The sequence below is a fragment of the Martinezella paranaensis genome (assembly GCF_014200235.1).
GTDB lineage: Bacteria > Pseudomonadota > Alphaproteobacteria > Rhizobiales > Rhizobiaceae > Rhizobium > Rhizobium paranaense.
Genome location: NZ_JACHBI010000003.1, coordinates 482,576 through 505,589, shown reverse-complemented (window position 1 = coordinate 505,589; position 23,014 = coordinate 482,576). Strand labels below are relative to the sequence as shown.

At 60.4% G+C, this 23,014-nt stretch carries 17 protein-coding genes; 3 read left to right on the top strand and 14 right to left on the bottom strand.

Going from position 1 to position 23,014, the window contains the following annotated elements:
• Nucleotides 1-51: 51 nt before the first annotated feature.
• Nucleotides 52-606, top strand: coding sequence for a hypothetical protein (locus GGD50_RS11290; RefSeq protein WP_107108530.1), 555 nt, complete (start codon nucleotides 52-54; stop codon nucleotides 604-606).
• 108 nt (nucleotides 607-714) lie between these two features.
• Here GGD50_RS11290 and folK read toward each other — a convergent pair whose 3' ends face one another.
• Genes folK through folP form a run of 3 tightly spaced genes read right to left on the bottom strand, consistent with a single transcriptional unit; the run spans nucleotide 715 to nucleotide 2,457 of the window.
• The gene (folK, locus tag GGD50_RS11285; RefSeq protein WP_107108226.1) at nucleotides 715-1,233 is read right to left on the bottom strand and encodes a 2-amino-4-hydroxy-6-hydroxymethyldihydropteridine diphosphokinase; all 519 of its coding nucleotides are present in this window, start codon (nucleotides 1,231-1,233) and stop codon (nucleotides 715-717) included.
• Nucleotides 1,226-1,588: a dihydroneopterin aldolase gene (gene folB / locus GGD50_RS11280; RefSeq protein WP_107108531.1), complete on the bottom strand. Its 363-nt coding sequence runs from the start codon at nucleotides 1,586-1,588 to the stop codon at nucleotides 1,226-1,228. The genes folK and folB overlap by 8 nt, the downstream gene beginning before the upstream one ends.
• A 5-nt stretch (nucleotides 1,589-1,593) precedes the next feature.
• Nucleotides 1,594-2,457 carry a dihydropteroate synthase gene (folP, locus tag GGD50_RS11275; protein WP_107108227.1) on the bottom strand — a complete coding sequence of 288 codons (864 nt, stop codon included), beginning with the start codon at nucleotides 2,455-2,457 and terminating at the stop codon, nucleotides 1,594-1,596.
• A 103-nt stretch (nucleotides 2,458-2,560) separates the two neighbouring features.
• Between folP and GGD50_RS11270 the strand changes: the two genes are divergently transcribed.
• The gene (locus tag GGD50_RS11270) at nucleotides 2,561-3,181 is read left to right on the top strand and encodes a DUF922 domain-containing Zn-dependent protease (RefSeq protein WP_107108532.1); all 621 of its coding nucleotides are present in this window, start codon (nucleotides 2,561-2,563) and stop codon (nucleotides 3,179-3,181) included.
• A gap of 416 nt (nucleotides 3,182-3,597) precedes the next feature.
• On the opposite strand, the gene GGD50_RS11265 is transcribed toward GGD50_RS11270, so the two are convergent.
• Both GGD50_RS11265 and GGD50_RS11260 read right to left on the bottom strand, forming a co-directional pair.
• Nucleotides 3,598-3,918: a 2Fe-2S iron-sulfur cluster-binding protein gene (locus tag GGD50_RS11265; protein WP_107108228.1), complete on the bottom strand. Its 321-nt coding sequence runs from the start codon at nucleotides 3,916-3,918 to the stop codon at nucleotides 3,598-3,600.
• A 151-nt stretch (nucleotides 3,919-4,069) separates the two neighbouring features.
• Nucleotides 4,070-4,438, bottom strand: a complete 369-nt coding sequence (locus GGD50_RS11260) for an Hpt domain-containing protein (protein ID WP_107108229.1) — start codon at nucleotides 4,436-4,438, stop codon at nucleotides 4,070-4,072.
• 491 nt (nucleotides 4,439-4,929) lie between these two features.
• On the opposite strand from GGD50_RS11260, the gene GGD50_RS11255 reads away from it, so the two are divergent.
• Nucleotides 4,930-11,898 carry an apolipoprotein A-IV repeat region-like domain-containing protein gene (locus tag GGD50_RS11255; protein WP_107108230.1) on the top strand — a complete coding sequence of 2,323 codons (6,969 nt, stop codon included), beginning with the start codon at nucleotides 4,930-4,932 and terminating at the stop codon, nucleotides 11,896-11,898.
• 136 nt (nucleotides 11,899-12,034) lie between these two features.
• Here GGD50_RS11255 and GGD50_RS11250 read toward each other — a convergent pair whose 3' ends face one another.
• From GGD50_RS11250 to GGD50_RS11210, 9 genes are all read right to left on the bottom strand, one after another.
• Complete coding sequence (locus GGD50_RS11250) at nucleotides 12,035-12,364, bottom strand: RcnB family protein (protein WP_107108231.1); 330 nt, start codon at nucleotides 12,362-12,364, stop codon at nucleotides 12,035-12,037.
• 230 nt (nucleotides 12,365-12,594) lie between these two features.
• A complete protein-coding gene (locus GGD50_RS11245) occupies nucleotides 12,595-14,205 on the bottom strand; it encodes a glycoside hydrolase family 43 protein (protein ID WP_107108232.1) in 1,611 nt (536 codons plus the stop codon).
• Nucleotides 14,206-14,338: 133 nt separating this feature from the next.
• Complete coding sequence (gene mgrA, locus GGD50_RS11240) at nucleotides 14,339-15,370, bottom strand: L-glyceraldehyde 3-phosphate reductase (RefSeq protein ID WP_107108233.1); 1,032 nt, start codon at nucleotides 15,368-15,370, stop codon at nucleotides 14,339-14,341.
• 69 nt (nucleotides 15,371-15,439) lie between these two features.
• A complete protein-coding gene (locus GGD50_RS11235) occupies nucleotides 15,440-16,573 on the bottom strand; it encodes a Gfo/Idh/MocA family protein (RefSeq protein ID WP_107108234.1) in 1,134 nt (377 codons plus the stop codon).
• A 10-nt stretch (nucleotides 16,574-16,583) separates the two neighbouring features.
• Entirely contained in the window at nucleotides 16,584-17,345 is a 762-nt protein-coding gene (locus GGD50_RS11230; RefSeq protein WP_107108235.1) for a sugar phosphate isomerase/epimerase family protein, read from the bottom strand.
• 80 nt (nucleotides 17,346-17,425) lie between these two features.
• On the bottom strand, nucleotides 17,426-19,888 hold the full coding sequence (locus GGD50_RS11225) for a beta-mannosidase (protein WP_107108236.1): 2,463 nt from the start codon (nucleotides 19,886-19,888) through the stop codon (nucleotides 17,426-17,428).
• 56 nt (nucleotides 19,889-19,944) lie between these two features.
• A complete protein-coding gene (locus GGD50_RS11220; protein WP_107108237.1) occupies nucleotides 19,945-21,036 on the bottom strand; it encodes an ABC transporter ATP-binding protein in 1,092 nt (363 codons plus the stop codon).
• Nucleotides 21,037-21,039: 3 nt separating this feature from the next.
• Entirely contained in the window at nucleotides 21,040-21,981 is a 942-nt protein-coding gene (locus tag GGD50_RS11215; protein WP_107108238.1) for a carbohydrate ABC transporter permease, read from the bottom strand.
• Nucleotides 21,974-22,879 carry a carbohydrate ABC transporter permease gene (locus tag GGD50_RS11210; RefSeq protein ID WP_107108239.1) on the bottom strand — a complete coding sequence of 302 codons (906 nt, stop codon included), beginning with the start codon at nucleotides 22,877-22,879 and terminating at the stop codon, nucleotides 21,974-21,976. Before GGD50_RS11210 ends, GGD50_RS11215 begins: the two co-directional genes overlap by 8 nt.
• Nucleotides 22,880-23,014: the final 135 nt, after the last annotated feature.

Below are 23,014 nucleotides of genomic sequence, written 5' to 3'. Positions count from 1 at the left end.
TGAGGCAAAAGTGGAAACCAGTTTCCAGTTCCTCTTCGTTAGGGAATGTCCATGTTTTCGCGCCAGTTTCTTCTTGTTTGCGGCCTTGCCGCCGCGGCTCTCTCTGCAGGTGCCTGGGTGCAGTCCGCCGATGCGGCATCCCGTGACAAGGCCTTCTTTCAGTCCGTCGCCGGCTCATGGCGAGGCCCAGGCGAGATCGTCGCCGGCAAGTACAAAGGCACGAAATTCACCTGCAATCTGACCGGGCAGCCGCTCAGCGGCAACAGCGCCGGCGTCAAGCTCGACGGAACCTGCCGCGTCGGCGTCTTCCAGCAGCCGATGACGGCGGAAATCACCCAGAGCGGTGGCAGCTATAGCGGCAAATTCCTGGACGGCGCGGCCGGCAAGGGCCTGGATGTTACCTCGGGCACGGTCAACGACGGCACCGTGGTCCTTGGTCTCAATCGCCAGAAGCTCAACGGTGCCATGATTGCCCGCGTCGCGGACAACAAGACAATGAATGTAACGATTTCCGTCAAGGTCAATGATCAGATGGTGCCTGTCATCGGTGTGACGCTGCAGCGGGCCGCTGATCTCGATCAGATGGCTGTTGGGTCAATCCAGTAACGCTTATGCACTAACAGCAAATGACGCCTCCGCCTGAAATTCAGGTCGGAGGCGTTTATTTTTTGAGCGCTGACTGGATATGCCTTGGCACATGAGATGGCACGGGCGTTACGCCGTTTTCCACCAATCGCGGTTTTCGTCCGCCACTTCTATTCCCTGCACATCCGCTTCGCCCAGCCAATCCGCCACCTTGCGTCCGCTGATCAAGAGATCGGCCCCAAAATCCGCAAGCGGCATCAGCACGAAGCCGCGCTCGGTCATGCGCGGATGCGGGATCGTCAATAGCGGTTCGACCCGAACGATATTACCGTAGGTCAGGATGTCGATATCGATCGTCCGCGGCCCCCAGCGTTCGATACGCACCCGCTTCATGTCACGCTCGATACCAAGGCAAACATCGAGCAGCACCTCCGGCGACAGTGTCGTATCGACCGCTGCACAGGAATTGTAGAAGAAGGATTGGTCCGTTTTTCCCCAGGGAGGCGTGCGGTAAAGGCGGGAAACCGCAGCGACGCGGCAGTCCGCCCGCGCATCGAGCATGCGCAACGCGCGCGCCATGGCTCGAACGGGATTGTCGAGGTTGCCGCCAAGACCGAGAGTGGCGCGCGTCAGTCCGACTTCAGGCAAAATGCTCAACGCTCACCTGCACATAATCGAGAACGCCGGGAACCGGCGCATTGGGTTTGCGCACCGTGATCTTCGCCCTCCGCACGCTCGGAAAGCGCCGGGACAATTCCTTCGCGACATCGAGAGCCAGCGCCTCGATCAGATAGCGACGGCGCCCCGTGACGATCTCTTCGATAACGCTGAAGGCAATGCCGTAATTGACGGTGTCCTCGATCGAATCCTGCGCCAATGCCTCACCGGCATCGACATCGAGCTCGGCATCGACGAAAAAACGCTGGCCAAGAAATTCTTCTTCGTCGTGCACGCCATGGCGGGCGAAGAAGGCGCAGTTCTGAAGGGTGATGGTGTAGATCATATCGCTCATGGCGTCCTGCCGCCTAATTTCGCCCGTGTCTTGAGGATAGCATCGGCAACCGCCAGGGCATCCCTGTTGATTGCGACATTGTGTACCCGAAAAATTGCCGCACCTTGCAAACGCAATATAGCACTGGTCGCAGCGGTCCCCACATCCCGATCCGGCGCTTCCCGTCCGGTAACGGCGCCCACGAATCGTTTGCGCGAGGTGCCGGTCATCAAAGGCAGTTCGAAGCGGAGCAGTGCCGTGAAGCGCGCCATCAGCTCCAGATTTTCCTCGACATCCTTGGCGAAACCGAAGCCGGGATCGAGAACGATACTCTGCCTGTTCACGCCGGCCGCTGCTGCGATATCGAGCGATCGGCTGAGAAACAGCACCTGGTCGTCGATGACGTCAGGAAGCTTTGTCCGTTCGCGACCGGTATGCATGATGCAAAGCCCGGCGCCCGTCTGCGCCGCCAGCGTTGCAATTTCCGGCTCGCGCTGCAGGCCGAAGACATCGTTGACGATGTGCGCGCCGGCACTGATCGCCAGTCTTGCGGTATCGGCACGATAGGTATCGATGGAGATCAGCGCATCCGTCTTGCCGCGCAGCGCTTCGATGACCGGCAGAACGCGCCCTTGCTCCTCGGTGGCGCTGACTGCCTCGACATCCGGCTTGGTCGATTCCCCGCCGATATCAATGATGGCTGCCCCTTCCTCCACGCAGGCAAGCGCATGTGCGACCGCCGCGTCGACCGCCTCATAGTGTCCGCCGTCGGAAAAAGAATCCGGCGTCACGTTGACGATCGCCATGATGGCGCTCCGTTCGCCGACATCGAGGCTGCGCCCATGCGCGACATGCCAGCTATGGCTGCGAAGCTCTGTCACGATCCGTCCATCCCATTGAAAATGAAAAAACCTCGCGCCGGATATTGCGCTTGCAGTGGCTATGCCGCAAGCTCCGTCGAAGTTCAACCTGGTAGCAGCACGAATGCCGTTTGCACGCCGACAGATCCGTGTCTCGCTTATCCTATTGCTTCTGTGCGGCATTTCCACCGGCGCCGACGCGGAGGTGGTCGCCCGCAAATCCGTCTCCTATTTCGATATCAAGGGCGACAGCGCCGATGCGCTCGATGCGTCATTGAATGCGCACGGGCCGGTTACGATGGGCTCCAGCAGCCGCCATCCCGGCGCAACCAAGGTTCGCTTCGGCGGCAGTGCAACATACGCAGAGCGGAACGGCCGCTGCTATATCTCCGACGTCAGGATTACGGTCGACACCGAAATCATTCTGCCGCGCTGGCGCGACCGTCGGCATGCGAGCCGGCAACTGTCGATGATTTGGGATACGCTCTCGGCGGATATCCGCCGCCACGAGGACCGGCACGCGGAGATTGCGCGCGAACATGCGCGGCGGATGGAACAGTCGATCCTTGCCCTGCCTTCCGCCAAGGATTGTGACACGCTTCAGGACAAGGCAAACGCGGTCACCACGCAGGAAACACAGTTGCATGATGAGGATCAGGCCCGATTCGACAAAATCGAGGCGATCAATTTTCAGAGCCGCATCCAGAGGCTGATGACCTATCGCAGCCAGCAAACTGGTGAATGACGGGTCGCTAAGACACTTTTTTCGCGAAAATTGCGTCCTGACCACAGCAATCTGTGTGAAAACTGTCACTATACCTGTGAATCATTCACAACTTCTCATTTTTGAACTTTACGAGAATCTGAAATAGGTTTTTCCTATCAAATATCGGGGTGATCCGCTTCGGCGGCTTATCATCGGAAGCCGGAGGGGTTTTCGCAAAGACCGATCAAAGTTCTTGCGTTGACGGGTTATTCGTCCCGCCGCGCCGTCGAGTTGACGTGTAACGCGTGCGTCCAGTGTTCTCCTGGCGCGTCCTGAAGCCGCAGGTGTTTCCTCCCTTGCCTGTTGGTGATGCGCCCGCCTTGCCTCGCTCGCTGCGACAAGCTGAGCGGGGCTTCTTTTTGTTGACGCATCCCAAATCTGCTGGGAGGTAGGCCTCAGGCTTGGCGCTCCGGAACATGCACGACGAGGCCGTCAAGCGCCTTCGTCAGCTTGATCTGACAGGAGAGACGCGAACTCGGGCGGACATCGAAGGCGAAATCCAACATGTCTTCTTCCATCGCTTCCGGGCCGCCGACCTTCTCGGCCCACTCCTCGTCGACATAGACATGACAGGTGGCGCATGCACAGGCGCCGCCGCATTCCGCTTCGATGCCTGGTACGGAATTGCGTACGGCATTTTCCATCACGGTGGAGCCCTCGTCGGCGTCGAGATCAAAACGGGTGCCGTCGAAAGCGACGATGGTCAATTTGGTCATGTGATTGAATTCCGGTATTCGTGAGTGAAGGGAGGATCCGGAATTTTTCTTCCAACAATTCCCGGGGGCAGTCAACAATTGCGCCGCCGAAACGGCAGAAACCGTTTGGCGGCGCAATGGCAAAGATCAAGTGATCGCGCGCGGCGTCAGCTCAACGCGACAACTTCAGAATGAAGTTCTCAGCCTCGATGACGCAGGCCGTGACAGCAGCCATGCGCGCGGCATCACCGACATCGCTTTCGAGCGCATTGGCGGCATCGGCCACCTTGAACGCACCGACGGCACTTGCCGCGCCCTTCAACCGATGCGATGCGGCCGCTGCACGCTTGCGATCGCCGCAGCCGATTTCCTGCAGACAGGACCGCGCCTGCCGGGCAAACATCTGAAGCACTTCCACTTCGAGCGCCTTGTCGCCCATCGTCTGCTTCGCCAGGTGAACCAGATCGATCGCCCGCTCTCGCGACGGCGCCGCACCCCGCGAATTGTCCGGAGCTTCGAACGCGATATTCAATGCTGCCATGTGCCAAGTCTCCCGTCTTATATCTATAACTGTCTCTGGGATCTGCCGTATGGTTGCGGCCAGCCGATGGCGATCCAGTTAAATTTTGGCACAGGTGGGGCCTAAATCTGCCGACATGGTTAATGCGCGTTAAACATGGCTAAATTATTAGGTTTTCAGCAAGTTGCGCAGATGAAAAGTGTTAACAATGACTTAATGGGACAAGACTCCAGCCGTGGAATTAATTGTCACGCATGGGGGAATGTGTCACTACGGTACTGGCAAATTGGGTTCATGGCACATGCCTTTGCCCAAGGGGTGGATAGTGGTAATGTTTTAATACCATTCGTTTGAAAAAGCGGATATCCACTATGAAATGTAATGGGAAATCCACCTCCGGCGTCAGTCGAGGCGGGTGACCTAACGGGAGGCAGGTTCGTCTTTTCCGGACGTTGGCGGATTTCCGGAGAAGACACGGCAGGCCCGATCGAGTTGTAACGAGGCGTAACCGTATGGCGAACAAAAAGTACATCGAGTCGATCGAAGACAAGGCCTTTCAGGCTTTGGATGAAGCTTTGCAGATCGATTTCAGTGACGAGACCTTGGAGCCTCGCAACGGTTCAACGCCTGACACCCCGGAGACAAGAGTGTCTGAGCCATCGAATCCGCCTGCAAGACAGACCCAGGATGATGCGGCACGCAAGGCAGCCGCCGCGCGGAGCGCCGCAGCGGCCCGGCCGACCGAAGTGCCGAAGAGCCCGATCTTTGCTCCGGCCAATGACGCCAACCGCGTCAGCCCGGCCAGCATCCTGAAATCCCTCGATGGCGGTTCGCAGAGCCGCGCCGTCCGTAACGCGACGATCTTCTCGCTGTTCTGGATCATCGGCGGCATCGGCCTCGCTTTTCTGCTTTACGGCTCGCAGCTCCTGAACATCCGCACGGTCGCCGATCTCGCCGCCCTTCCCGGCGTCATCGCATGCATCATCGGCATCATCGTTCCCGTCCTTCTCTTCTATGCTTTCGGCATGATGATTTCGCGGGCCCAGGATATGCGCAATGCGGCCCGCTCGATGGCGGAAGTCGCGCTGCGCCTCGCCGAGCCGGAAACCGTTGCTTCCGAACGCATCATGACCGTCGGTCAGGCGGTGCGCCGCGAAGTCTCGGCCATGAACGAAGGCATCGAGCGGACGATCGCACGCGCCACTGAGCTTGAGACGCTGGTTCATACCGAAGTCAATGCGCTGGAGCGCAGCTACGCCGATAACGAACTGCGCGTGCGCGGCCTCGTGCATGAACTCGGCTCGGAACGCGACGCCATCGTCAACCACGCCGAACGCATCCGCTCGTCGATCGTTGGTGTTCACGACCAGATCAAGGAAGATCTGTCGCTGGCGACCGAGGAAATTGCCGTGCGCCTGTCGACCTCGGGCGAAGCTTTCGCTTCCATGATCGATACGCGCGCAGCGACGCTGATGGAGAAAACCGATACCGCCGTAGAGACGCTCGGCACCCTGCTCGCCGCCAAGACCGACAGCCTGTTGCAGAATCTCAATGCGTCCGGCTTTGCGCTGAGCCAGGAATTCGATACGCGTCTTGAATCGCTGTCATCGACGCTGGCGGAACGCGGCAAGGAGCTGTTGGGCCAGTTCGAAACCCGCGCCTCCACGCTCGATGCCAACACCGACAAGCTGAACACCGCGCTCAACGAACGCGCCCGTCAATTGAACGAGACTCTGGTCGCCCGCACGCGTGAAATCAGCGAAAGCCTGACCGGCAGCGAACGCTCGATCACCGGCACACTCGACAATGTGCTCTCCAAGCTCAACAGCGCCCTTGATGAAAAGGGCGCAAGCTTCCGCCAGAGCCTGCAGTCGACTGCCGACGACACTATTATGGACATCGACCTGCGCACCGGCTTCTTCGAAGAGCGTATGCAGTCGACCGTGGCGCAGATTTCGACGGCCTTCGACGAACGCGTCTCGGAGTTCACCTCCGCTTTCGACAAGCGTGCCGGCTCGCTGGACAGCAAATTGTCGGAAAGCCTGACACGGATCAACGAAACGCTGAGCGGCGGCTCGGATGCCATCGACGGCATCCTGAATTCCAGCATCGAGCGCCTCGGTTCTTCGCTGACCGACCAGTCCTTTGCGCTGGCAACGACGCTCGCCACCAGCCAGGAAGTGCTGGAAAGCGCGATCGGCTCCAAGGCCCTCGAGATCGCCTCCGCTCTCGAGGGCGCAACGAACGGAATTACCTCGGCCCTCGCCTCCGGAACCAACGAGCTGAACTCCGCCCTTTCCTCTCATGCGGGCACCTTCACCTCCGCCGTCCAAGGCGTAACGCGTGACGTCTCCGCCGCGTTGAAGAGCGGAACCGAGGAACTGACATCCGCTTTCGCCGGCCGCTCCAACGAACTCAACGATACGCTTGCGGCACATTCGGGCGAATTCACCAAGGCGCTGCAGACGGCGACGTCGGATATCTCCTCCGCCCTCAACAAGGGCACGAGCGAGCTCACCAACACCTTCCTCGGCCGCGCCAGCGAGATCAACAATACGCTTTCGGCCCGCACCGGCGAAATCACGCAGGCGCTTGGTTCGGCGCACGAGCGCATCGACGCCGTCATGGCCGAGCGCAGCGCCTCCCTCTTTGGCGCGCTCTCGGACAACCAGTCACGTTTCGAGCAGACTCTGACTGACCGCTCCGAGGGTATCATCAATGCCGTCACCGGCAGCCATGAGCATCTGACCGCAGCCCTCGACGAGCGCACCTCGATGCTGGCCATTTCGCTGGCCGAAAACCAGCTTCGTCTTGAAAATACGCTCGCAAGCCGCGCCGATGCGATTACCAGCACCGTTGCCGAAACCCACAGCAAGCTCGCCGATACCCTGGACGACAAGGTGATGGCGCTCGCCATCGCCCTCTCCGATGGCCAGTCGCGCATCGAAGACACGTTCACGGGCCGGGCCGAAAGCCTGACCAGCGCGCTGGCGGAGACGCACGACAAGCTCACCGACACGCTCGACGACAAGACGATGGCGCTGGCCATCGCTCTCTCCGACAGCCAGGCACGCCTGGAAGACACGTTGTCCGGTCGCGTCGAGGGCTTCACCGGCGCGATTGCCGATACGCACAACGCACTGGCCAGCACCCTGGATGACAAGACGAGAGCACTGGCCGCGGCACTCAGCAATAGCCAGTCCCGTCTCGAAGAAACGCTCTCTGGTCGTGTCGAAGGCCTGACGAGCGCGATTGCCGATACGCATAGCAAACTCGCCGACACGCTCGACGACAAGACGATGGCGCTTGCCGTTGCGCTCTCCGAGAGCCAGGCCCGCCTGGAAGATACTCTTTCTGGCCACGCCGAAGGCGTCGCAGATACGCTGGACGGCAAGACCAAGGCTCTGGCGGCAGCATTGACGACCGGCCAGTCGCGCCTCGAGGAAACGCTGTCCAATCGCGCCGAAGCGATCACCAACGCCTTCACGGGCAGCCACAGCAGCCTTGCCGACGCGCTGGACGAAAAGGCGATGGCCTTGGCCATTTCGCTTTCCGACACGCAATCGCGGCTTGAAGATGCCCTTTCCAGCCGATTGGACGCGCTCTCCGATACGGTCGCTGGCACGCACGACAAGATCGTCAGCAGCCTCGACGACAAGACGCTGGCGCTTGCCATCGCGTTGTCAGACAATCAGGCTCGCATCGAGGAAACGCTGGCAAACAGCGCCGAGGCGATTGCCCACTCCGTTACCAGCGGCCATGCGGCGCTGACCGATGCGCTCGACGACAAGAGCATGGCATTCGCCATCACGCTCGCCGAAAATCAGAGCCGTTTCGAGAGTGCTTTGGAATCCCGTTCCAACGCCCTGCTCGATAGCGTCGCCGGTGCGGAATCCCGCGTCGCCGGTGCCTTTGGCGACAAGGCCGATGCCATCCGCGCCGCTTATACCGAAAATCAGGATCGTCTCGACCGCTCGCTCAGCGCTCATACCGAAGCGCTCTCCGGCCTGCTCGGCAGCAGCAGCGACCGCCTCGAAACCGTCGTTGGCGGTTCGGCCGAGCGCATCGAAAGCGCGCTCAACACCACGACGCGCCAGCTCGAAAACACGCTGGGCATCGGCCTGTCGCAGATGGACGAAAACCTTGCCTCCGCCTATGAGCGGATGCGCAACACCCTCGAGGACCGCAGCAACGCCATCAGCCTGACGCTGCGTGATGCCCATGCGCAGCTCGACAATACGCTGACTGAACAGGCAACCGCGATCGGCACCTCGATCGCCACCAGCGCCAGCATGCTGGAAATGTCGCTGGAAGATCGCGAAGCTTCGCTGCGCCAGACCATCGACGCCAGTGCAAGAGCGCTCGAGGACCGGCTGCATGGCGGCGCGGGCGATATTGCCGGTCGCATTCAGCAGGCAGCCGGCGACATCACGCGCTCGGCCGAGACATTCTCTTCCAACCTCAACCAGTCCATCGACGGCATGACCAGCCGCTTCGCCGAGACCGGTTCGCGCGTTGAAGCCAGCCTGTCCGCCCTCGAAAACCGTATCCATGATGGCGTCGGCGGCGTTGCAGCGCAGGTCGATGCTGCCGGTAACCGACTGTCCGACACGCTTTCGAGCGGCGTCACGCAGATCGACCGTAGCGGCGGCGACGCTGCGGCCCGCATTGCAGCCGCGCTCGACAATCGCCTGGCAACCATGGCGGAAGCGATCGATAGCCGCACGGCCAATCTGAGCCAGGCGCTCGAAAGCGGCAGCGCCCACATCGAAGAGCGCCTATCGACCATGGACCGCGCTCTGAATGTCGGCCTCGAAGCCGTCAACCGCACCATCGAAGGCAAGGCCACGAACCTCGCCACGACGTTGCGCACTGCCGTTGCCGATGCCGCTCAGGGCATGGACAGCGAGGCGACGCGCACGGCCGACCTGCTTGCCCGCACCGGCCAGCAATTCGCCGACGATCTCGGCAACCGCAGCGATGCCTTTACCCGCTCCATGAACGAGCGTTCCGAAGAGATCGTCACGCGCGTCTCCGAAACGCATAACCGTCTGGCGAGCCAGGCGGCTGCAGTCGCTCAGACATTCTCAGAAGCCGGCAACGCGATCGTCAACAAGGTTGCAGAGGCTGAGGGCCTCGTCGGCAACCAGGTCAACGCCATTTCGCAGGCGCTGTCGTCCGCAGAGCAGTCGCTGGAAGCACGCGGCGCCGCCATCCGCAACACGCTCGCCGGTGGCAGCGAACAGATCGCCTCCACCATGGCGCAGGTCGAGCGCTCGCTCGACGAGCGCAGCAATGCGATCCGCACCAGCCTTGAAGATCGTGCTCGCGAGATCAACTCGACGCTTGCCGATGTCGACAAGGCTCTGGAAGCCCGCGGCACGTCGATCCGTTCTTCGCTGGACGAGCGCACGCGTGAGCTGAACTCCATGCTCGCCGGCCGCTCCAGCGAGTTGTCGCGCCTGATCGATGAGAAGGCCCGCCCGATCGTCGACCGCTACGCTGCGACCGGCCAGGAAGCCGCAGCGCTCATCTCGGCCGCCGCTCAGGAAAGCAGCGATCGTTTGCGCGCCGAAAACGCCGCTCTGATCAACGCGATCGCCTCGCGTACCAATGATACGCTGGCAGCAATCTCGGCTCGCACCGAACATGCCGCCAACGCAGTCAGCGCGCTGGAGAACAACCTTCTTGCCAGCGTCAACGGCATCATCGAGCGACTGGCGGAGAACAACTCCGCGATCGCCGGCATGCTGACGAGTGCCGCCGAGGAATTCGCCACCATCGACGGCCGCCTCAACGCGACATCGGCCCGGTTCGCCGACTCCGCATCGAAGGCGGGCGAAATGGTGTCTGCCTCGACGCGGCTTCTCGAAGGCAAGGTCGACAAGCTCTCGGATGTTTCCGGCAAGACGCTGTCGCAGGTCGGCGGCATCATCGGCCGCTTCGACGAGCATTCCAAGGTTCTGTCGCAGGCCTCCCAGCTCTTGGGTGCTGCACAGTCGAACCTCGTCTCGACGCTGGAAGAACGCGAAACGGCGTTGCAGAACCTGTCCATTGGCCTGGTGCAGCGCTCAGAGGAGATCGAAAACACCATGCGCGCCCTCGGCAGCATGGTGGAAAGCGCCTTCGACCGCGCCGAACAGCGCTCCAACCAGGTCACCGGCAATCTGCGCCAGGGCGTTCAATCCTCCTTCGCCGATATCGGCCGTGTGCTCTCCGACGCGGAAACCCGCGCCGAACAGGCTGCGGAAAGCATGCGCAGCGCGCTTCAGAAGGCGGGCGAAGAAGCCAACCAGACGATAGACGGTACCTTCGCCAACGCCGAGCGTCGCTCGGGCGAGCTGACGAACCGTCTCCGCGGCGGTCTCTCCGCTTCGATCGCCGACATCGAGCATATGCTGACAGAAGCCAGCAAAACTTCGGACGGCGCAGCCCAGCAGTTGCGCGAGACACTGCGCGTCGCCGTCGACGATGCCGTCGGCCGCTTCTCGGGCGCCACCGACGAGATCCGCCGCTCGGCAGGCGACATCCGCAGGGAACTCGACCTGACCCGCAGCGAACTGAAGCGCGGCGCCTTCGACCTGCCGGAAGAGGCCAAGGAAAGCGCTGCCGCCATGCGCCGCGCCGTTGCCGAACAGATCAAGGCACTGCAGGACATTTCGCAGATCGTCGGCCGCTCGACGCAGCAGTTGGAAATCTCCGAGCCTTCGGCCCGTGCGCTGGCCGATGCGCAGCCGGCTCAGCGTCCTCGTCCGGCGGCACCTGCCCCGGCAGCGCCGGCTCCGGTTGCGGCAACTCCCCGGCCCCAGCAGCCTGCCCCGCAGGCGCCCGTTCAGCCGATAGCACAGCAACCGGCGCCGCAGCAGTCGATACCGCAGCAGCCGGTGCCTCAGCCACAGCAGCCGCCGATCGAGGCTTTGGGCCTCCGTGGCACCATCACCGAGCGTCCGGTTGCGCCGCAGCCGCGCCCGATCGAGACGCCGGCTCCGGCCCGCCAGGAAACGGCGGCTGGCGGCGGCTGGATCAGCGATCTTCTGCGCGGCGCGTCGCGCGACGACCTTGCCGACCTGCCGCCGGCCCGCCAGGCTGCACCACGCCCGCAGACGGAGGCAGCACCGGTCGCGCGTAATCCGCGGCATGTGGTCGAATCGCTGAACTCGCTTTCGGTCGATATCGCCCGGGCCATCGACCACGATGCTTCTGTCGATCTGTGGCGGCGTTATCAGCGCGGCGAGCGGGATGTCTTTACTCGCCGCCTCTACACGCTGAAGGGCCAGCAGACCTTTGACGAGATCAAGCGCAAATACGACCGCGAGCCGGAATTCCGCACCGCCGTCGATCGCTATATCGCCGATTTCGAAAAGCTGCTTGCGGACGTCGCCCGTACCGACCGTGACCGCAGCGTCACGCAGTCCTACCTGACCTCCGACACCGGCAAGGTCTACACCATGCTGGCGCATGCGGCGGGACGTTTGAGCTGATAGCTCGGATAATGCGCAAACAAAAATCCCCGGTCATCGAGCCGGGGATTTTTGATTCAAGCCGAAATACGGGGAAAATGCGTCACAAAAAGAGCGGCCCGCCGGGCCGCCTTTTCATTCCGATGTCAGACTGAGTTCAGTGAGCGACCTGCACTTTGGAGATCAAACCGCTGGTGATACCGACAAGCAGGAAGCTGTTGTGGATGCGAACCCAATGATAGCCGCGTGGCGGAGCCGACAGGTGATAACGGCGATAATCGACGCTGGCCGCGCGGCTGCGATCGGAAGCGGATAGCCGACGCCCCTTCACCCAATCGCCCTTGCGGACGACAACTTTCTTCTTGGCGCCATTTTTCTCAACGACGACAGCCTGCTTGTTCTCCGGCGCCGCACTGGCTTCGGACGCCATCGCCAGCGGGGTTGCCAGAACCGAAGCGGCGAGCAGGACGGAGAAGAGCTTTTTCATCGAATGTTTCCTCAATTTATTTTCTTATTATCTGCGGGCAGAGTTATCCTGCAAGAGGTGAAGCGAATCTGAAGAGATTGTTACAATTTTGTAATAGAAATTATGCGTTTGCGAGCATTTGTTAATCGAACAAATACGTAAGTTTAGTGACAGGCGGCAGCTCAAAAACAATCCCGCCCGCCCTTGCGAACAAAGGCAGGCAGGTGAGCGATCGACAAATCGAAAACAGTTCACAGCTCGTCGTAGTTAAACCAATCGAAATCAGCCGTCTTTGCCCGGCCTGACGTATCGAAGGCAAACATGCCGGTGAAGGCGCCCGTAAAGGAACCATGTTCGCCACGGCCGCCCTCGTCGGAAATGACGCCAGCGTCGAGGACCGGGCCGATAGCCAGCCATGCTCCCATGCCCTCGGCCTGCCAGAAAAACTGCAGGTCGTTGTCGTGGACCTCCATGGCAAGCTGGATACGTCCATTCGGAACGGAGACGCCGCCTCCGATCGGGAAGCTCAGCCGACCATTCGGGTAATCGCCGCCGCAGGTCATGATCGTGACGGAACGGCCAAGTTTTTCGTGCAGGGTGACGACAATCGCGTGCAGCTTGAACCGGTTATAGTAGTGCGTCAGGCCAGCGACCTGCTGATAGGTGTCGGGCTGAAACTCGATGACCGTTTCGGCGCGGAAGCTGTGATGCTCCTGCCGGCGGGCAACGAGTGCCTGTTCGAACCAGGAGCCGATGCTTTCTCGCGCAAATAGACGCAGGTGACCGGGCCGTTCCGTCAGGCTGAAGATGCGTTCCGGCTGCGGCGTACGCAACCACTGGAAATCCTTCGGTAGCTCGGCGCCATCGAAATTGTAGCCGCTGCGGCGCGGCTTCTCGATGGGCAGCGCGTGGCGTAGGCCCTGCACCTCGACATCGGGAACCACCGTGCCGTTTTCGAGGTAGAGCCACTCATCTTCCTTCCAGACGCATTTCTGCAGGCTGGTTTCGCGCCCGAGCGTGCAGCGGCGATGCGGCGGTAGCGGCCGGCCCGAGAGATGCGTGTGATAGAACTGGCCATCTGATGTTTCGACATATTGGCCATGCCCTGCCCGCTGCAATGCCGCTTCCGGATGATCCTTCGAGGTGATGAGATGCTTGTTCGGATGCAGCTCGTAGGGTCCATCGATATTGCGCGAACGCGCCATGGTGACGGCATGGTCATAGCCCGTGCCGCCTTCGGCCGTCGTCAGATAGTACCAACCGTTCCGCTTGAAGAGATGCGGTCCCTCGACCAAACCGAGTTCGGTGCCGGCAAAGATATTCTTGATCGGCCCCTTCAGCGATTTCGTCTGCGCATCCCATTCCTGCAGCAGAATACCGTCGAAGGCCGGCGTCTTCGGCGAGCCGCCATAGCTCTCGGTGCGGTGGTTCCACTGCATGTTGACGAACCATTTGCGGCCGTCATCATCATGGAAGAGCGAGGGATCGAAGCCCGATGAGTTGACGTAGGACCGCTCGGACCATTCGCCCTCGATCGTCGGCGACGTCACGATGTAGTTATGCGCATCCTTGAAATTGCCATCGTAGCGTTTGACGTCGGTATAGACCAGCCAGAACAGGCCATCGGCATAGGAAAGGCATGGCGCCCAGATGCCGCAGCTATCCGGCTCGCCGCGCATGTCGAGCTGCGAGGCCCGCTCCAGCGGCCGGCGCACCAGCGTCCAATTCACCAGATCGCGCGAATGATGGATCTGCACGCCCGGATACCATTCGAAGGTCGAGGTGGCGATGTAGTAATCCTCGCCCACGCGGCAGATGGATGGATCGGGGTTGAAGCCCGGCAAAATCGGGTTGCGGATCATGGAACCATCTCCTCCAGAGAACATGCAATATGCGCCGTTCGCACAGCTATGGATACGCCACCGGCAACGGCCTGCCGATCACGACGCAGACAAAGAAAAACGCCCGGAAGCTGGTTCCGGGCGTCCTGAATGCTTATTCGCGCTCGGCCGACTTGGCCCAGAGATTGATGTCAGCCTCGCGGGCGTAGACATCGATCTCTTTGAGCTCTCCTGCGGTAAATTCGAGATTGTCGAGCGCCTTGACGCAATCGACGATCTGCGACGAGCGGCTGGCGCCGATCAGTGCGGAGGTAACGCGGCCGCCGCGCAGAACCCACGCGATCGCCATTTGCGCCAGCGTCTGGCCACGCTTCTCCGCGATCTCGTTGAGCTTGCGGATATTGTCGATGATCGACGGACGGATGAAGTCGCGCTTCAGGAAATGGTTCTGGGCAGCGCGGCTGTCCTCGGGAATGCCGCCCAGATATTTCGTGGTCAACATCCCCTGTGCAAGCGGCGAGAAGACAATCGAGCCGATGCCGAGGTCTTCCAGCACGTCCACAAGGCCGTCATCCTCGACCCAGCGATTGAGCATGGAATAGCTCGGCTGGTGGATCAGGCAGGGCGTGCCGAGATCCTTCAAAATGGCTGCGGCTTCGCGGGTGCGCTGCGAATTGTAGGAGGAGATACCGACATAAAGCGCCCTGCCCGAACGAACGATATGATCGAGCGCACCGCAGGTCTCTTCCAGCGGCGTATCCGGATCGAAGCGATGCGAATAGAAGATATCGACATAGTCGAGACCCATGCGCTTCAGGCTCTGGTCGCAGGAAGCGATCAGGTATTTGCGGCTGCCCCATTCGCCATAGGGACCCGGCCACATGTCGTAGCCGGCCTTGGAGGAAATGATCAGCTCGTCGCGCAGGCCGGCGAAATCGGTGCGCAGAATTTCGCCAAAGGCGGTTTCGGCGCTGCCGGGAGGCGGACCGTAATTGTTGGCGAGGTCGAAATGGGTGATGCCGAGATCGAAAGCGGTGCGGCACATGTCGACCTTGCGATCATGCGGGGTATCACCGCCGAAATTGTGCCAGAGCCCTAGCGAAACCGCCGGCAGCTTCAGACCGGAGCGGCCTGTTCTGTTGTATTTCATGTTCGCATAGCGATCGGATGCCGGTTGCCAAGCCATAGTTCCAATTCCTCTGTGATGAAAAACGCGCGGGCTAATTACCCGCGCGCAAACTAGCTTTTCCCGCGCTCACTTCAAGAGCTCCTGCGCCTCTTCGATGCCAAGTGCGGCCGGCTGCGTGCAGGTCGTGGTCAGATCGATGAAACGGTTCTCCGCACCCGATTTCAGGATCGAGGTCATGACATCGACACCGTGCAGCGTACGGTCGAGCGAGCAGCGGGCATCGCGGCCCTCGATCAGTGCTGCCGCCATGTCGGCAAGGCCTGCCGTGCGGTAGTTGGCTCGTGCGCCGTTCGGGCTCTCCTGATTGATAATGCCGAAAGGATGCGCCCATTCATCGATTGGCTTGATGTCCTTGCTGCGGCCGCTGGCTTCGACCGTGCCGCCGAAGAAGTTTGGATCGGGCACGTAGAGCGAACCTTCGGTGCCGTAGAGTTCCATATTGGCATGGCGATGCGACCAGACATCCCAGCTTGCCGTCAATGTCACCGTTGCGCCGCTGACGAATTCCAGCAGCGCCTGGATCGTCGTCGGCGTCTTCACCGGGATGACCTCGCCGCTGCGCGGCTCGCTGGTGATGGTACGGGTTTCCGACGCCATCGACGTCATGGCGCCGACACGCTTGACCGGGCCGATCAGGTTGATGAGGTTGGCGACGTAATAGGGGCCGAGATCAAGGATCGGACCGCCGCCCGGCAGGAAGAAAAAGTCCGGGTTCGGATGCCACATTTCCATGCCCGGGCTCATGACATAGCAGGCGCCCGAGGTAATACGGCCGATGCCGCCGTCGTCGATGAACTTGCGAGCGAGCTGATGGGCGCCGCCGAGGAAGGTGTCTGGAGCGCAGCCGACGGCAAGCCCCTTTTCCTTGGCGATACGGCGCAGCTCTTCGCCCTGCTCCAGCGTCAGCACCAGCGGCTTTTCGGAGTAGACGTGCTTTCCGGCCTCCAGGATGCGCTTGGAAACCGGGAAATGCGCATCCGGGATCGTCAGGTTGACGATGACGTCGAGCTCGTCATTGGCGAGCAGTTCGTCGATCGTTTGCGCCTTCACCTGATATTCCTCGGCGCGCAGGCGCGCCGCGTCCATGTTGATATCAGCGCAGGCGAGCACTTTCAGGCCCTTGAAGAGCGGAGAAAGCTTGAAATAGGTGGTTGAGATATTGCCGCATCCGATGATGCCGACGCCAAGTTCCTTAGTCATGTGGAATGCCTCAGTAGGTCTTGAAGGATGCGATGGAACGGGTGATCAAGCGATCGATATCGCTCGGATTGTCGTGCTCGAGCACATAGTGCTTTGCCTTGGTGCCGGCGAGCGCCTTAATCAGCTTCGGCCACGGGACAGTGCCGTGACCGAGGTCGGCCCAGCCGTCTTCATCCTTGTTTTCGCCAGCCGGGGCGATGTCCTTGACGTGGACGGAGGAAATGCGCGAGCCGAGCTTTTCGATCCATGCGAAGGGATCTGCGCCGCCGCGGACGACCCAGGCAATATCAGCTTCCCAGGAGATATCCGGAGCGCCTTCGAAGATCTGTTCGATCGGCAGCGAGCCATCGGCCTGTTTGACGAATTCGAAGTCGTGATTGTGCCAACCGAACTCGAAGCCGGCATCCTTGTAGGGCTTGCTCATCTCATGCAGACGCTTGCCGAAAGCGAGCCAGCCGGCAGCATCCTTCGGGCGCTGATCGGCGGCCAAGTGCGGCGCATAGATCGAATCCATGCCGAGGACCTTGGCAACGGTCAGCGATTTCTGCACCTGCCCATCAAGGAAATCCGGGCTGAAATGGCCGCTCGCCATGGCCAGGCCGTTCTTGTCGAGCTCGGCACGCAGGCTCTTCAAACCAGCTTCGTCCAGATCGGAATAGATGCCGCCAAAACCTTCGACTTCCGCATAACCGGCCTTGCCGAGCTTTGCGAGGATATCCGAATAAGGCTGAAAATTGCGGGCGCTATAAAGCTGGAATCCAAGTTTCGTCATCGATATTTCCTCCAATGGCCTCGCGGCCGTCTGTTTTGGGCCTGCGGCCCGTAAGTCGCCACCGAAAGGCGGCTGGTATCTCAGTCCACCGATTGGCTGGACTGCAAATCGTAGAAGCGGAAGTCGGGAACGCTGCCGGCAAGCGGTTTAGCCGGCGTGAAGACGATGCGGCGGCTCTCACCGGCGGCAAGATCGAAGGCGTTGTCGGAGTAACGCCCTTCCGTCTCGCTTTCGATCATCACGAACAGCGCCAATCCCTTCGCCGTCACGGTGAGCTGCAACGTGCCGTCCTCCTCGATCTCCTCCCGTTGCACGGTAAGACCTGCGGGTTGAAGCTCCAAAGCCTTGTAGGTGCCGTGAACATAGTGCCCCTCGCCGCCCATTCCGTTCGATGCGGTGAAATGCCACGCCAACAGGCAATCGGCCGGCACCTGAGATACGTCGATCGACAGCGCGGTGACGGCCGCATCCGGCGTGCAGACCGCATGAGCCTTCGTCAGCGGCACGCGCTCGCCATCGAGCTTGAGCAGCGACACGGCAATGTCGACGGTGACATCGGCATTGGTGTCATTGACGAGCGAGAAGCGGATGGTCTGGTTGTCCTCGGAGGGAATGGCTGCGACCGAAACCGGCTGGAAGAAGCGGCGCACGAGATAATGCATCGCCTTCCAACGCCCGCCGTAATCGAGGCTCGACCAGGAAGCCACCGGCCAAGTGTCATTGAGCTGCCAATAGATGGTGCCCATGCAATGCGGCTTGAGCGACCGCCAATATTCCACCGCCGTCTTGATGGCGAGGCCCTGCTGCACCTGGCTCAGGTAGACGAAATTCGGAAAGTCCTTCGGGAAGCGGAAATAGCGGAACATCGTGCCGGCGATGCGCTCGTTGCCGCCGGCATTCTTCTGGTGCAGTTCCATCACCGGCGACGCGATATTCATATCCTTGGCGGCGGCATAGGTCTTGATGACAGGCAGCGACGTGTAGGACTGGAAACCGAATTCCGAGCAGAAGCGCGGGCGCACGGAACGGTAATTGTCGAAGGACTTGTTCTCGTGCCAGACCGACCAGTAATGCATGTCGCCGGAGCCGTCGGCATGCCAGGCGTCGCCGAAATTGAGATAGCCGGACGCCGGGCTCGACGGCCACCAGATCGCGTCCGGCGCAGCTTTCTTCATCGCCTGCTCGATCGTCCGATTCAGGCGATCGTAGGAAACAAGATAGCGGTCGCGATCCCTGCGGGATTCCTCGAACCAGGTGAGCGCCCCCACGAGCTCATTGTCGCCGCACCAGAGCACGATCGACGGGTGCGTCGCCAGGCGCTTGACCTGATAGCCGACCTCCGCTTCAACATTCCCCAGGAAATCGCCGGTCGAGGGATAAAGATTGCAGGCGAACATGAAGTCCTGCCAGATCATCAGACCCAGGCGGTCGCAGATATCGTAGAACCAGTCATGTTCGTAAAAACCGCCGCCCCAAATGCGGATGATGTTCATGTTGGCTGCAGCGGCCGACTGCAACAGGTCCTCGGTCAAAGCAGGGCTTGAACGTGAAAACAGCGCATCTGCCGGAATCCAGTTGGCGCCGCGGGCGAAGATTTCGCGTCCGTTGACCTTGAGTGCAAAACGGCTGCCCGCTTCATCCTCGTCCGTGATCAGCTCGACGGTGCGCAGACCGATCTGCCGGGTCACCGTCTCGGAATTGGTCTCGACGGAGAGCATGTAAAGAGCCTGTTCGCCGCTGCCAGCCGGCCACCAGAGCTTTGGCTTGTCGATATGGAGGACATGCGTCACCGAGGTCTCGCCGGCATTGACGCCGATGTCGAGCCGCACACGTTCATCGCCGAGCGAGAAATAGACTTGGGCTACGCCGATGCCCCTTGCGAACAGCGCCACAGTCACCATCAGGTCGACCGAGCCGTCGGTATTGTGCACCTGGCGGGTCACTACATTCTCGATGCGGGCAGTCTCGAGCTTCTTCAGCGCAACCGTGCCGTAGAGGCCGAGCGGTGCGACAGCGATATTCCAGTCCCAGCCGAAATGGCATTGCGGCTTGCGCAGCATGTTGCCGTTCGGGATTGGCGAATTGGCGGTGCTGTAGGGAATGTAGAACGGCTGCTTTGCCTGAAGTTCCGCACCCGCCTTGATGCTCGAATGCAGCACGATGCGGACGGTATTCTGGCCCGTCTTCAGTGCCTTGGAGACATCTGGGCGGTAGCGCTGGAAGCAATTGTCGCCTTCGAGGACGAGCGTATCGTTGACATAAACGCTCGCGACCGTGTCCAGATAGTCGATGTCGAGATACCAGTCGCCTTCTGCATCATCGAGCGTAAAGCTACGTTCGACTTGCCAATCTTGCTTTGCGACCCACTGCACCACCTCTTCGTTGCGGCCGAAATAGGGATCCGGAATGACGTCTGCGGCATGAAGGGCGGTATGGACGTCGCCCGGCACGGGCATGGAGATGGAATGATCGCTGTCCGGCGAGGTGAGCCGCCACTGACCAGCCAGATCGACAAAAAAAGTGCCATTAAGTGAAGACGACATCGGACCTCCAGAACCGCTGCATATGGAGGCGACAAAAGCCGCCTCCATTCATGTGATTATATTCTGAGCTCTGTCTCAGCGTCGAAGAGCGAGGCGAGCGACATATCGAAGCCGAGCTTCACACGCGCACCCGCGCTGAAGCGCCGCGCCCCGTTGATACGCACCGACATGGTGTGGCCAGCGTGCTTGAGCCAAAGCAGGTTATCGGCACCCATCGGCTCTTCGATATCGACGGTCGCATTGTGCACCTCCGTATCGGGACCCAGATCCTCGTTCACCTTGATGTGCTCGGGCCGAACCCCGAGAATGACCTTACGGCCCGGCTCCAATGCCTCGCCGGCATCATAGCCAGCGAGCGAGAAAATCACATCATTGGTGGCGAAGGCTATCTTGCCCTCGCGGCTCACCAGCTCGCCATGCAGGAAATTCATCGACGGCGATCCGATGAAGCCGGCAACGAAGAGATTGCGCGGCCTGTTGTAGATCGTTGCCGGATCGTCGAGCTGCTGGATGATGCCGCTCTTCATGATGGCGATGCGGTCGGCAAGCGTCAGCGCCTCGATCTGGTCGTGGGTGACATAGATCATCGTGTTCTTCAGCGACTGGTGCAGACGCTTGATTTCGACGCGCAGTTCCGAACGCAGCTTGGCATCGAGGTTCGACAAGGGCTCATCGAACAGGAACACGTCGACATCGCGCACCAGGGCACGGCCGATCGCTACGCGCTGGCGCTGGCCACCCGAAAGCTCGGCCGGCTTGCGCTTCAAGAGCGGCTGGATCTGCAAGATCTCAGCGGCCCGCGCGATGCGCTTGTCGATCTCCGCCTGCGGCAGCTTGGCGACGCGCAGCCCAAAGGAAAGGTTCTTTTCAACCGTCATCTGCGGATAGAGCGCATAGGATTGGAACACCATGCCGATGCCGCGATCCTTGGGCTCTTCCCAGGTGACGTTCTTGCCCTTGATGAAGATCTTGCCTTCGGTGATGTCCAGCAGGCCGGCGATGCAGTTGAGCAATGTCGACTTGCCACAGCCGGACGAGCCGAGCAGCACGAGGAATTCGCCGTCGTTGATCTCGAGGTTGAGGTTTTTCAGAACCGTGACCGCGCCGAAATCAAGCGACAGGTCTTTGATGGAAACGCTGCTGGTCATGGATCACCCCTTCACGGCGCCGGCGGCAATGCCGCGAACGAAAAGCCGTCCCGACACGAAATAAACGACCAATGGAACAAGACCCGTCAGGATCGTTGCAGCCATGTTGACGTTGTATTCCTTCACACCCTGGACAGAATTGACGATATTGTTGAGCTGCACAGTCATCGGGTAATACTCCGGCCTGGTGAAGACGACGCCGAACAGGAAGTCGTTCCAGATGCCCGTAATCTGCAGGATCATGGCAACGACGAAGATCGGCAGCGACATGGGCAGCATGATCTGCAGGAAAATCTGCCAGAAACCCGCCCCGTCGATACGCGCAGCCTTGAAAAGCTCCACGGGCAGCGATGCGAAATAATTGCGGAACAGCAAGGTCAGGATCGGCATGCCGAAGATGCAGTGCACCAGGATCAGTCCGCTGAGCGTGCCGTAGATCCCGATTTCGCGCAGCACGATGACGATCGGATAGATCATCACCTGATAGGGGATGAACGCGCCGACGATGAGGATCGCGAAGAAGAAATCCGCGCCCTTGAACCGCCAGTTGGCAAGCGCATAACCATTGACTGAAGCGACTGCGATCGAAAAGATCGTGGACGGCACGGTGATGCGTACGGAATTCCAGAACCCGCGGGAAAGACCGTCGCAATTGAGACCGGTGCAAGCCGTTGCCCAGGCTTTCACCCAGGGTTCGAACGTGATCTCCAGCGGCGGTGCGAAGATGTTGCCAAGCCGGATTTCCGGCATGCCCTTCAGGGATGTAACGATCATCACATAAAGCGGCAGCAGATAGTAGGTGGCGGCAACGAAGAGCGTGCCGTAGAGCATGATGTTGCGGCCGGAAATCGCGCGGCGCGGCTTTGCACCCTGCGGTTCCGAGAGCGCCTTGTCAGTCGCAACGGCGCCGCTGTTCGCATTCTTAAGAGTGATTGTATCAGACACGGTTGCGCCCTCCGCCGAATTCCAGATAGGCCCAGGGGATAATGACGATAGCGACGGTCACCAGCATCATGGTGGAGGCTGCAAACCCCTGACCGAGGTTCTGCGCCTGGAACATGTAGTCGTAGACGTATTTCGCCGGGACTTCCGAAGCGATGCCAGGTCCGCCGCTCGTTTGCGCGACGACAAGGTCGTAGACCTTGACGATACCGCTGGCGATGATGACCAGCGTGGTGATGAAGACCGGGCGCATCATCGGAATGACAATGAACAGATAGGTCTTCCACATGGGGATCCCATCGACGCGCGCTGCTTTCCAGATGTCTTCATCGATGCCGCGCAGGCCGGCGAGCATCAAGCACATCACAAGGCCCGTTCCCTGCCAGAGCGCAGCGATCAGCACGCCGTAGATGACGATGCTCGGCGTATAGAGCGGATCGAAGGTGAAGGTGGTCCAACCGAGCGAACGCACCACCGACTGGATGCCGAATTCGGGATTGAGCAGCCACTGCCAGACGAGGCCGGTGACGATGAAGGAGAGGGCGAAGGGATAAAGGAAAATCGTGCGGAAGGTATTTTCGAACCGGATCTTCTGGTCCATCAGCGCAGCCAGCACGAAGCCGATGACGAGACTGAAGATCAACGAAAAGATGCCGTAAACCGCGAGATTTTCAATGGACACGACCCACCGAGGTGCTGCCCACAGGCGGTAGTATTGATCCAGTCCGACGAAGCTGAGACGTGGCAGCAGCTTCGAATTGGTGAAGGAATAAACGACCGTCCAGATCGTGCCGCCCAAAAAGATGACGACAGCCGTAAGGATCATTGGAATGGATGCAATCTTCGAATTCAGATTGCGCAGATATTGATTTGGCCGGCCGGCTTTCGCTTGACCCGTCATTGTGCCTCCTCCTGAAGCGCGACTGCTTCGGTGATCTGGAACTGGTCAATGACCGCAGCTCCTGCCGCTCCCTCCTCATCGGCGGTCGACCGTCACATCCGTGTGGGCCGGCCGCCTATAAGAAGCGCTGTAATT